The organism is Holdemanella sp., from assembly GCF_056804935.1.
The window spans coordinates 1-11455 of sequence record NZ_DBMEXE010000028.1; the positions used below are offsets into that span (position 1 = coordinate 1).

Annotated in this window: 15 protein-coding genes; 4 read left to right on the forward strand and 11 right to left on the reverse strand. The window is 34.0% G+C overall.

The genetic code is table 11. From position 1 onward, the window contains the following. The 5 genes from ACZQCL_RS02550 to thrC form a co-directional block, all read right to left on the reverse strand. Positions 1–342, reverse strand: a 342-nt coding sequence (locus ACZQCL_RS02550; RefSeq protein WP_482481780.1) for a Maf family protein, incomplete at its 3' end; no start/stop codon positions are given. Next, complete coding sequence (locus ACZQCL_RS02555; RefSeq protein ID WP_333881936.1) at positions 339–1028, reverse strand: TIGR01906 family membrane protein; 690 nt, start codon at positions 1026–1028, stop codon at positions 339–341. The genes ACZQCL_RS02550 and ACZQCL_RS02555, both read right to left, overlap by 4 nt. Then, positions 1028–1462, reverse strand: coding sequence for an ACT domain-containing protein (locus ACZQCL_RS02560; RefSeq protein ID WP_003863833.1), 435 nt, complete (start codon positions 1460–1462; stop codon positions 1028–1030). Before ACZQCL_RS02560 ends, ACZQCL_RS02555 begins: the two co-directional genes overlap by 1 nt. After that, positions 1455–2327 (reverse strand): homoserine kinase, encoded by an 873-nt coding sequence (thrB, locus tag ACZQCL_RS02565; protein ID WP_482481781.1) that lies wholly within the window; start codon positions 2325–2327, stop codon positions 1455–1457. The genes ACZQCL_RS02560 and thrB overlap by 8 nt, the downstream gene beginning before the upstream one ends. After that, positions 2320–3792, reverse strand: a complete 1473-nt coding sequence (gene thrC / locus ACZQCL_RS02570; RefSeq protein WP_481253331.1) for a threonine synthase — start codon at positions 3790–3792, stop codon at positions 2320–2322. The genes thrB and thrC overlap by 8 nt, the downstream gene beginning before the upstream one ends. Positions 3793–3882: 90 nt before the next feature. Here thrC and ACZQCL_RS02575 point away from each other — a divergent pair, with 90 nt between their 5' ends. Genes ACZQCL_RS02575 through ACZQCL_RS02585 form a run of 3 tightly spaced genes read left to right on the forward strand, consistent with a single transcriptional unit; the run spans position 3883 to position 7299 of the window. Beyond that, positions 3883–4995, forward strand: coding sequence for a homoserine dehydrogenase (locus tag ACZQCL_RS02575; RefSeq protein ID WP_418583871.1), 1113 nt, complete (start codon positions 3883–3885; stop codon positions 4993–4995). Between the two features lie 4 nt (positions 4996–4999). Next, entirely contained in the window at positions 5000–6319 is a 1320-nt protein-coding gene (locus tag ACZQCL_RS02580) for an aspartate kinase (protein WP_288525600.1), read from the forward strand. After that, positions 6316–7299 carry an aspartate-semialdehyde dehydrogenase gene (locus ACZQCL_RS02585; RefSeq protein WP_482481782.1) on the forward strand — a complete coding sequence of 328 codons (984 nt, stop codon included), beginning with the start codon at positions 6316–6318 and terminating at the stop codon, positions 7297–7299. The genes ACZQCL_RS02580 and ACZQCL_RS02585 overlap by 4 nt, the downstream gene beginning before the upstream one ends. 18 nt (positions 7300–7317) lie before the next feature. Here ACZQCL_RS02585 and ACZQCL_RS02590 read toward each other — a convergent pair whose 3' ends face one another. From ACZQCL_RS02590 to ACZQCL_RS02615, 6 genes are all read right to left on the reverse strand, one after another. Next, on the reverse strand, positions 7318–8046 hold the full coding sequence (locus ACZQCL_RS02590; RefSeq protein ID WP_482481783.1) for a DUF4097 family beta strand repeat-containing protein: 729 nt from the start codon (positions 8044–8046) through the stop codon (positions 7318–7320). 74 nt (positions 8047–8120) lie between these two features. After that, entirely contained in the window at positions 8121–8708 is a 588-nt protein-coding gene (locus tag ACZQCL_RS02595) for an HD domain-containing protein (protein WP_419031439.1), read from the reverse strand. A 211-nt stretch (positions 8709–8919) separates the two neighbouring features. Continuing rightward, positions 8920–9225, reverse strand: a complete 306-nt coding sequence (locus ACZQCL_RS02600; RefSeq protein ID WP_443669103.1) for an AzlD domain-containing protein — start codon at positions 9223–9225, stop codon at positions 8920–8922. Then, complete coding sequence (locus ACZQCL_RS02605) at positions 9222–9908, reverse strand: AzlC family ABC transporter permease (protein ID WP_443669102.1); 687 nt, start codon at positions 9906–9908, stop codon at positions 9222–9224. The genes ACZQCL_RS02600 and ACZQCL_RS02605 overlap by 4 nt, the downstream gene beginning before the upstream one ends. A gap of 35 nt (positions 9909–9943) precedes the next feature. Further along, entirely contained in the window at positions 9944–10189 is a 246-nt protein-coding gene (locus ACZQCL_RS02610; protein WP_118116293.1) for a hypothetical protein, read from the reverse strand. Between the two features lie 80 nt (positions 10190–10269). Then, the gene (locus ACZQCL_RS02615) at positions 10270–11286 is read right to left on the reverse strand and encodes a nucleoid-associated protein (protein WP_227991352.1); all 1017 of its coding nucleotides are present in this window, start codon (positions 11284–11286) and stop codon (positions 10270–10272) included. A 58-nt stretch (positions 11287–11344) separates the two neighbouring features. Here ACZQCL_RS02615 and ACZQCL_RS02620 point away from each other — a divergent pair. After that, a partial coding sequence (locus ACZQCL_RS02620) for a GTP-binding protein (protein ID WP_482481784.1) occupies positions 11345–11455 on the forward strand: 111 nt, incomplete at its 3' end.

The following is an 11455-nucleotide window of genomic DNA, read 5'->3' on the forward strand; positions in this document are numbered from 1 at the left end:
TAGAAAAGTTTGATTTTTATAGATTACACAAACACCCGTTTTTACTTGATGCTTACGATTTGATAATGCGTTCAACGTCTTTATCGCATCCTCTTTTGATTTTGGTTTACCCAATATTTTTTGATCCAAACATACAATCGTATCTGCCGATATAATAATCGAATCTGAATAGAATTCTCTTACTTCTTTTGCCTTGGATTCAGCCACCTTTTTTAAAGCCTCATCCAAACCTAAACTTAAATCAAACACTTCATCCTTTTTGGCTGGACAAACAATAAAATCGTAGCCCAAATCTTTTAATATCTCTTTTCTTCGTGGAGATTTAGACGCAAGTACAATCATCTTTCAAAACCTATCGGTGCCTTTTTCACCATATAATAAATCGCCAATCCACTTGCCAAAGCGACAAAACCAATCACTTTAATTACACAAGCAAGTACCAGCTTATAAAAAATTGTTTCTGGAAGCATACAAATCATGAAATCCGTATTGGGGTCTAACAGCCACAATTGATTCGTAAAGAAAATCGTATGAAACCATGTCCAGAAACTCGTAAAATCTGTAAAGATCCAAAGCCCAAAAAATACAAGCATTAATATGAATGTAAACATGGCCGTTAAAAAACCTTTACTCAAATACGCAAACATCAATTCTTTTTCATTCCAGTAAAAATATAAAACAATCAACACTAGAATAATAAATGCTGTTTTAGCAACCCTTAAAGCATTCTGATACAACGCCTTTACATCCACCATATGACTCGTTTCTTTTTCATTAAAAGTTTCTTGAGATACACCATACCATGTGATATGTCCCTTTATATCCGCCCGTTTATCATCTAAATATTCCAACAATAAACGAATACTTTGATTCAAATCTTTCTTAGAAACACCAATATCACTAGCCAAATCCATCTCTTCATATTTAGGAATATAAAAATCCGGGTTTAATGCCGTACTTTTGATACTAAACACAACACAAACAATGATAAAGCACCAGCCAAATATAAAACTTAAAACACGTCTCATTATTCTACAGCTACCAAATCAGCCTTTTCTACCATCGGCATAGCCTCAATCAAACTGACTAAAGACTGAATACTGATTTCTAAATCACTAATATCTAAAGTAAGTGCTACATTGGCAATCCCATTAATAGGAATCGTTTGGTTAATAGCTAAAACATTAACTTGTTTTACAGATACTAACGATAAAACTTTAGAAAGTGTGCCCTTTTCATTTCTTAAAATCATCGAAATAATTGCCTTACGATTCGATTGTTCTGCATTAAATGAAAAAACAGCATCCTTATATTTATAATATGTGCCACGCGAAATACCAACCATTTTAACAGCTTCACTAATTCTTTTTGCCTTGCCCGACTGTAATAAAATACGTGCCTGCATAACTTGTTCTAAAACATCTGGTAAAATATCGCCGCTCACAACATAATATTTACTCATATTTTATAAACGCCCCCTCTTTAGCTATAGTTAAAAATCTATAATCCAATTCACTAAAACAAGATTCTAAAATCTTGGATAATTCAACCAAATGAGATTTTTCTAACGAAACAACCATCATAGTTGAACCACTTCCTGAAATCCACATTGGAAGTTGTTTTGAATCACAATACTTCTTTATCCTATCATATTCCTTAATAAATTGCCTACGATATGGTTCATGCAACAAATCCCTACAAGAACTTGCAAGTAAAGACTCATTCCCCTGTTGCAAAGCTTGAATAAAGACGAGTGCATGCGATACTTGTGAAACACAATCTTTAAATGCCATACCAGTCGGCAAAACCTTTCTTGCCTGCGAAGTTTTTACTTCATAACGAGGTACAATGGCCAAACAATGGTAGTTTGCACATGGAACAAGACTCATTTTCACATCTTCTCTTTCCATAAAACAAGCTGTAGCCTGGCCAAAAATAGCTGGTGCTACATTATCAGAATGTCCCTCTATACTTGTGGCAATCTTTAAGACTTCCATCTTGTCCATACCCTTTTTAAACCATGCATCACAAGCTAAGATTCCCGCAACAACACACGTTGAACTTGAACCCAAGCCACGGGCAAAAGGCACATCTGTATCTATCGTTAGTTTAAAAGTCGGATATCCCAAATGTAAATAGTCACAAGTTGTATAAAAGGCTTGCACGACTAAATTGTTTTTTCCTTTAAATTCATCCGGACAACCTTCTACAATCAACGTATCACTTTCTTCAAAAGTAAAGTGAGCCCACCAGTCTACAGCCATACCAAGACAATCAAATCCCACGCAACAATTTGCGCTTGTTGCTGGGACACACACACTAATCATGGAATACCTCTTTTGTACTTTCACATACCACATCTTTCATAGATGCTACATCTATAACACGATCATGTAAAACATCTAAGTCTTGAAGTTCCTTTAATTGAGTAGGAATTGCATCTTGACAATATTTTGATAAATCTTGCATAGCCATCCATTCATTATCTTCTGTATATCCTAATGCTTTCAAAACATCTTGACTAAATTTATAAGGTGAAGCTGTAGCCAAAGAAACAATAGGACGATCTTTACATTCTTTTGCGACTTTGTACGCAATGGCCGAATGCGGATCTAAAACATAGCAAGTCTTGTCATATACTGATTTAATTTCTAAGCTTGTACTTTCATCATCTACACTGCCACACGCAAATAAGTTTTGAATGGTTTTAAAAGTTTCATCATCAATCTGATAACGACCCTTTTCATTTAATTCCTGCATCCATTTCGATACTTTTTGTGTATCCTTATTAGATGCATAATATAATAGTCGTTCTAAGTTTGAACTAATCAAAATATCCATACTTGGTGAAATAGTCTGGATAAAATCTCGATTTCGATCATAGATACCTGTCGTTAAAAAATCTGTTAATACACGATTCGCATTGCTGGCAACATAGAACTTTTCTACTGGCAACCCCATCAAATATGCATAATATCCAGCTAAAACATCTCCAAAATTTCCAGTTGGAACACTAAATGAAACTTTATCCCCTAATTTGATAGCACCTTGATGCACTAATTGTTTGTAGCTATCAAAATAGTAAACGATTTGAGGAACCAGACGACCCACGTTAATGGAATTGGCACTTGTCAAAAGAATATTTTGTTTCGCACAATATGCATTCAATTCTTCATCTAAGAATAGACGTTTTACTTGGCTTTGCGCATCATCAAAATTGCCTTGAATTCCAAACACATTCACATTCTTTCCTTTTTGCGTAACCATCTGACGATATTGAATGGCACTAACCTTTTTATATGGATAGAAAACATTAATACCAATATTTTCTACATCACAAAACCCAGATAAAGCCGCTTTACCTGTATCTCCACTTGTGGCGGTTAAAATCAATGCTTTTTGGTTCGTAGTTTTTAAGGCACAGGACATTAATTGTGGTAAAAGAGTTAACGCAACATCTTTAAAGGCACATGTAGGACCGTGGAAAAGTTCTAACACATAAACATCATCTACTTTTTTTACAGGTGTAATCTCTTTTTTAGAGAAAGAATTCGCATATGCATTTTCAACACATGTCACCAATTCTTCCTTCGTATAATCTGTAAGAAGATGTGAAAGTATATAAACGGCATTTTCTTTATAAGACTTTGAACATATTAAAGATAAATCTAAATGTATCTGATCTAAAGTTGGAAGTACGTATAAACCTCCATCTGGACTCATTCCATTTAGTATGGCTTGCTTGCTGGAAACGCTTTGGTGTGCGTCTCTTGTAGAAATATAATCGTTCATGTGAATCCTCCTTGAAAATCTATATTCCATATGATACAATGTTCACACTTTAAAAACAAGTGTTTTCTAAAAAGATACAGGAGGAACTATATGAACGCAGTTATCTTAGGTTATGGAGTTGTCGGAAAAGGGATTGAAATCCTGGCAAAAACATTGAATGATATCAATATAAAATACGTTTATGTACGTAAAGGAAAAGAAAACCTACCTTATTTTTCTAATAATGAAGATATGGTAGTTCAAGAGGATATTGATATCGTTTTTGAATGTTTAAACGGATTAGAACCTGCCAACACATTGATTCAAAAAGCTTTGAAAAAAGGAAAACATGTCATCAGCTCAAACAAAGCTGTTGTCGCAACCTATCTCGATACCTATTTAGAGCTTGAAAAAGAATATGGAGGAAGCATTCAGGTAGAAGCTTGTGTTGCAGGTGGTATTCCATTTATCGATGCCTTATTAAAACTAAAAAGACTTGAACCACTACAAGGCTATGAAGGTATCTTTAATGGCACAAGCAACTACATTTTAGATTCTATGCAAAAAAACAACTTGGATTTTGAAGACGTTTTAAAAGAAGCTCAAGATAAAGGATATGCTGAAAAAGATCCATCTAACGATATTGACGGTGTTGACGTATATTATAAGACAAAGATTTCGAATAGCTTAGCTTTCAACACACCCATCGTTGACATTCCATATTATGCAGGAATTCGTACAATCAAAATGTTAGACATTAAATTCATCAAAATGAACAATAAAGTCATACGTCATTTATCCATTTCAAGACAAATTGACGATAAGATCATTTCCATTATCGCTCCTTGCTGCATGGATGAAAATGATTTTTTAGCCAATGTTCCTAGCAACTACAACGCACAAAAAATCCTATCTCATAGCTTTGATACACTAGGCTATTATGGTCAGGGCGCTGGCCAATTACCTACAGCGCAAGCAATGGTACAGAATGCTTTAGATACACTTGAAAATAAAGAAAGAAAAATTGTTTATTCAACACCAAAAGAATTTGATACGTCTCTTTTAAAAGAAACGTGGCTAATTCGCAGTGATGTTTCCCTAGAGAATTACTATCCTATTCAAAAGAAAGAAGCAAACTATTACTGGATTGAAAACCAGGATATGTCGATCATTAAGAAAGTTAAAGAATTAGATAAAAATAGTTTTATCGCATTATGGAGGTAGTCATATGTTAAAAATCACTAAATTTGGTGGTTCTAGTGTCGCAAATGCTGAACAGTTCAAAAAAATCAAAGCCATCATCCAACAAGATCCAACACGCCGATACATTGTTGTATCGGCTCCTGGAAAACGTTTTGCGGCCGACAACAAAATCACAGATCTGCTTTACCTGTTAGATGCCCACAGAAAATACCATGTTGATGCATCGAGTGTCTTTAAACTTATCAAAAACCGTTTCATCGAAATAAAAAATGAATTAGGCCTTAAACAACCCATCGAAAAAGAGTTGGATGCCTTTTACACCAATCTTAACCAAATGTCCCAAGCTGTTATCGTCAGTCGCGGTGAATACTTCTGCGCTAAATTAATGGCTGAATATCTAGGTTATGCCTTTGTGGATGCCAAAGATATTATTCGTTTTAAATTAGATAAATCCATTGACTGGGATGCGACCAGCGCAAAACTTCAAGCTAAATATGCTCAATACGACCACTTTGTTTTCCCAGGCTTCTATGGCACAAGTGCAAATGGACACATCCAAGTCTTCCCACGTGGTGGAGGCGATATTACAGGGGCTATTTTAGCAAAATGTCTTCATGCCGACGTATATGAAAACTGGACCGATGTGTCTGGATTCTTAATGGCTGATCCTACAATTGTTAAAAACCCAAAAGGAATTACTCATATCACATATTCAGAATTAAGAGAACTTTCCTATATGGGAGCAAGCGTACTTCATGAAGAAGCCATTTTCCCGGTTAAAGAAGCTAACATTCCAATCCACATTTTAAATACCAATCGTCCTCAAGACGCAGGTACAATCATCCAAGAACATTCAAAAGTAAAAAGTGGATATCCAATTACAGGTATTGCAGGTAAAAAGGATTTTATGTCTATCTATGTTTATAAAAAGCATATGTCAAATGAAGTTGGTTTCATTCGTAAAGCCCTATCCATCCTAGAAAAATACCATATCAGTATTGAACACATTCCTAGTGGAATTGACTCATTTAATATTGTTGTAGAGAAAAAAGAAATTGAAGAGAGTCTTTATGAAATCTTGGCACACTTCAAAGATGAACTAAAACCAGATAAATTAACTGTCCAAGAGGATTTAGCTTTAATTTCTACTGTAGGTAAAAACATGTCCGATAAACCAGGTACAAGTGGCAAGTTATTTGGTGCCTTAGGTAAAAATAACATCAACATTGTCATGATTGCCCAAGGTAGTGATGAAATCAATATTACAGTGGGAGTTAAGAAAAAAGACTTCACAAAAACAGTCCAAGTTATATATGATACTTTCGTAGGAGGAAATGAAGAATGACAACAATCGCAATTGCCGGTGCTACAGGTGCTGTAGGACAACAAATGTTAGAATGCTTAAAAGAAAGAAACATTCAGGCTGACCTTAAATTATTAGCTAGTGCCAGATCAAAAGGAAAAGAAATCGATGGACACATTGTTGAAGAATTAACAAAAGACAGCTTTCAAGGTGTTGACTATGTATTAGGTGCAACAGGAAATGACATCACAAAAATGTGGATGCCATGGGCCAAAGAAGCAGGATGTATCGTTGTTGATAACTCAAGTGCATTCCGTTTAGACAAAGATGTTCCTTTAGTAATTCCTGAAGTGAATAAAGAAGACATTAAAAACCATCATGGCTTGATTGCCAATCCAAACTGTGCAACGATTATTGCCCTTGTAGCTTTGCAAGCTTTACATAAAAAATACCACACCAAACGCATGATTGTGACAACATTCCAAGCTGTATCAGGTGCTGGTGTTCAAGGAATTGAAGATTTAAAGAATCAAATTGAAGATGAAAATATTCCATCAAAAGCCTTCCCTTACCAAATCGCATTTAATCTTATTCCTCAAATTGGAGACTTTGATGATTTAGGCATCTCAAAGGAAGAATGGAAGATGCAAAATGAGGCAAGAAAAATGTGGCACGATGATGCTTTAAAAGTTAACTGTACTTGTGTGCGTGTCCCTATTTGGCGTTCTCACTCTGAAAGTATCACCATCGAATGTGAAAATGAAGTGGATGTCAATGAGGCAAGAGAATTAGTATCCAAAGCTGAAGGCGTACTATTAAAAGATGATCCAAAAAATCAAATCTATCCAATGCCAAAGGATACGACAAATCAAGACTTAGTTTATGTTGGAAGAATTCGTAAAGACATCACGGATGAAACAAATCATACATTATCTCTATTCTGCTGTGGAGACCAGATTCGTAAAGGTGCTGCTACAAATGCAGTTCAAATTCTAGAAGAATTATTAAAGGCAAACGATTAATTTCGCTTGCCTATTTTTTTAGTTAATTTCAATATCTCCACTTGTCGTATTTAAAGTTAAGGTCGCATTATTTGTTCCTAACACACGAGTTACAGAACCCGTAAATTCTTCTTCACCAATTTCAATATCTCCAGATGTTGTAGAAGCTGTTACTGAAACATTATTGATATTTTCTACACTTACATCTCCAGAAGTGGTTTCTAATGTATTATCTCCTGCCAATTGCCCATCAAATTCAACATCTCCACTTGTAGTAACAAAAGTACAATTATTTAAATTTCCATTCTCAATAGAAATATCACCAGATACACTTGTCACTCTAGAATCTTTTAATGCCACGTTTTGAATTTCAACATCTCCCGCAACAAGATTGCCATTCACAATTAAAGAATCATTTGTCGTATAAATAATCACTTCATTATCATCATGACCTACAAAATGTTTATCTAAAATTATTTCTTTTACAGTTAAAACGCCATCATCAACAGAATAATCCAGCTTTTGTTTCTTCACATCCTGCAAGCGATAAGAAATGGCATTCTCACTGGATTTCTCAATTTTAACATCCATACTTGTCAAATCTAAATTGACAGAAGTAAAATTCTCTATCCCCTCATGATTCAATGGTTCTTTCACAATCGAAGTTTCATTTACTTCTATATTACGAATCAAATGAATTGCAAGAAAGCTACCTCCTGCAATGCAAACAAGAATAAAAATAATTAATATGATAAATCCTTTTTTCATCAAACCACCTCTTTCACTACTAGTTTATCACCACTACTTTGTTTTGTACAGTAGTATGCTCAAAAAAAGAAGAATTACTCTTTAATTCTTCCCTTCTTAACATTTGGCAAAATGAAATGCTCATACATATACTTCCACAACACTTCACTACCCTCATGTGTTTTTTCATTTCGCTTTAATATCTTTTCAAGATGCACACCATTTTCAACCCACATTCTTCCATCCGTCGCAGCATTCAACATAACAGGCTGAAAATTATCCATTACTCTGGCAAACTTAGCTTCGGGTGTTTTTCTTTCTTCAAATTCATTCCACAAATCAAATATTTTTTTTGCCTGATCTTCTGGCAATAAATTAAAAATGCGATTAGCTGCTAAATTCTCTCTTTCATTTTGCGTTTTCAAGCCTTGATCATCATATGCATAGGTATCCCCTGCATCAATTTCCACAAGATCATGAATCAACAACATGGAAATTGTTTTTAATACATCAATTTTTTCATTGGCATATTCACTTAATAATAGTGTCATAATAGCCATATGCCAAGCATGTTGAGCATCATCCTCAAAGTCTTTCCCATTGCTTTGAAGTGTCTTCCTTTTGATTTGTTTTTCTTTATCAATTTCCAAAATAAACTGCATCTGTTTTTCAATTCGTTCCATACCATCACCAACACCATTTTAACACACAAAAAGGCCCGGATTCACTCAGGCCTAATCTATTACGTCAACTTCGAAATCATTAGTGAACTTGAGGAAGGAGCAAAATACGATTTCTATTGACGCAAACCTTCTTAAAACTTCCTTTCGAAGCCAATAAAATTATATCACCTTTTGCAACTGTTTACAATATGATTGTAAATATTTTTCATTTCTATGAAAGCATAAGCATATAAAATATTACACAAGATATCACGCTTACCAAAACAACACCAATTACAGGTAACTTTTTTAAAGCTGCGATAACTGCTACAACACTTGCTATAATGCCAATCCATATATTCTTATCTACATATAGTATAGCTGGAAAAATCAAGGACGCCATGGCCGTATAAGGAATCAATTGCAAGAATATATTAACCTTTCCCGATACTTGAATCTTCTCCATAAACAAGGCTGGCAACATTCTAGGTATATATGTTGATAAACAAAGAAATAAAATCAATATTGCAAATTTCATTGTAGATCCTCCTTGGAAATAAAACACATTCCAATGAGCGCACAACCAAGCGTAGATATCAAAATAGATAATGAACTCGATAAGAATTGATTTAATACCCAATTCACAACCATCGTCATAATCACTACACACAATAAGCGGATCGACTTCTTAGTATTCGGCACTAATAATCCAATAAACATCGCATATAAAGATACACCCAAGCTCTTAGATACGATACTCGGTAGTATACTTGAAAACAATATGCCTAGAGCTGAGCCTACATTCCATGACAGATAACTAAACAAGGAAAGTCCTGCAAAAAATGCAGGTGTTAACTTATTAATTTTCTTATCTGTCATTGACATCGCAAACACTTCGTCTGTAATCCCAAAAGATAAAAGTAAACGAATAGGCAAGCTTGTTTTCTCCATCTTTTCCATAATACACGTACTCATAATAATATGACGCAAATTTAATATAAAGACTGTAAATACAATTGTTACATAAGCAGCATTCTGAGCTAACATTGTGACAGCAGCCATTTGTCCAGCTCCTGTATACACAAACAAGGAAAAGCTCAACGCTTTAAAAAATGTTAATCCTGTTGCTTTAGCCATCATCCCATATGCTATTCCAACAGGAATATATCCTAAAATAATTGGGGTTGCTGCCTTGGCCCCTTCTTTAAAATCTTTCTTCATAATCATTTCCTAAAGAAAAAAGAAACAGTATAAAACTATTTCTCTTCTTCCTTCTTCTTAAACATTTCACTAAATACGCCTAACGCATAGAATAGCACACTAAAGCAGATGCTTTCATAACACGTTGTAATCATGTACAAAACCAAATTCACTACACTTAAGTTTGTACTGTAATATGAAGTAAACGTATTGTATGCTTGAATTGCCGCATAACATGTATAAGCTAATGATAAAACGGCAAAAACATATAATAGAATTGTTAATGCATTCTTATTTTTCATTTGAAATACCCCCTTTAAATAATGTACTAATTAAACCACTATTTTCGTATTTATACAAACAAAATTTCTTTCAGTTTATTTTAAGCAAACGCATCATACGTATCATCATCCTCACAAACAATTTGAATGACGCGCTTTCCATCCACCACAGTCGATACAATCTTATCTGGATATTCCATGGCATCCGAACGAATCGTTAATTCAATACCTTGGGATAACTGGAATTTTTTTGTACGTTTATTATTCAAGCTTTCGGGAACAACTTTAAATTCTGTATCAAAATTTTTACGTTCAGGAAGCGCTAATAAACAATCTTTAATAACATCTTTCTCAATTTCTTCTTCACTAAAAGAATACGAATCAATTAAATTATCAATACACTGATTGTAGTTTAACTGCTGTGGTGTATTCATCACATTCTGTAATTCACTCGATAACTTTACATAATCCTTTTTAGAAACAGGTTCTACAGCGCTCTTCAATTCATTATCCACGGCCTTAAATGCGGAATATGTATTTTTGGCATCATCCCTAGCTTCATCTAACTCCAAGAATGAAACTGTCCAATATTTTGCCATAGTATCTGAATATGCCTTAACATCTTTAAATACAATGTGCGAATTAATTTCATACATTGAAAATACAGCTGATTTCCACAATGATTTCTTATCTCCTGAAAATCCATACTTCTTTGATAAATCACTTCCATCATACCATTTTGAATGTTCCACTTTAGCAACCACAAATAAAAGTTCATCACTACTATTTTGTACCAAAGCCTGAATTAGACTTCCCTTTTTCACATTAGAACCCATGCGATAGATTTTTGCCTGTGCAAGTTTTTCACTCATCAAAAGCTTATCTGCAATACTATCTGTAAGAACTTCACATTTTTCTTGATTCAATGCCATTTGACGAATACACGAAACAACTTGTGTTTGTTCATCATGAATGGTATACATTTTATTTTTCTCATTTGAGTTCGCATACTCAATATATTCTTTCACAAAACCTTGGAATTCTTCAGGCATCTCTTTTTTTTGTACTGTATCATTGTCTAAATCCAATATATGGAAGGATGTATATAAAATTGTCATAAAAAATTTACTCCTTTTTATCGCAAATATTATACAATAAGTAAAGGAGGTTTTAAAAATGAAAAGAAAATCGATACCTATTTTATTATTAACTGGCTATTTAGGAGCTGGTAAAACTACTTTATTAAATCACATTCTAAAAAATCAAGAAGGATATAAAGTTGCGATC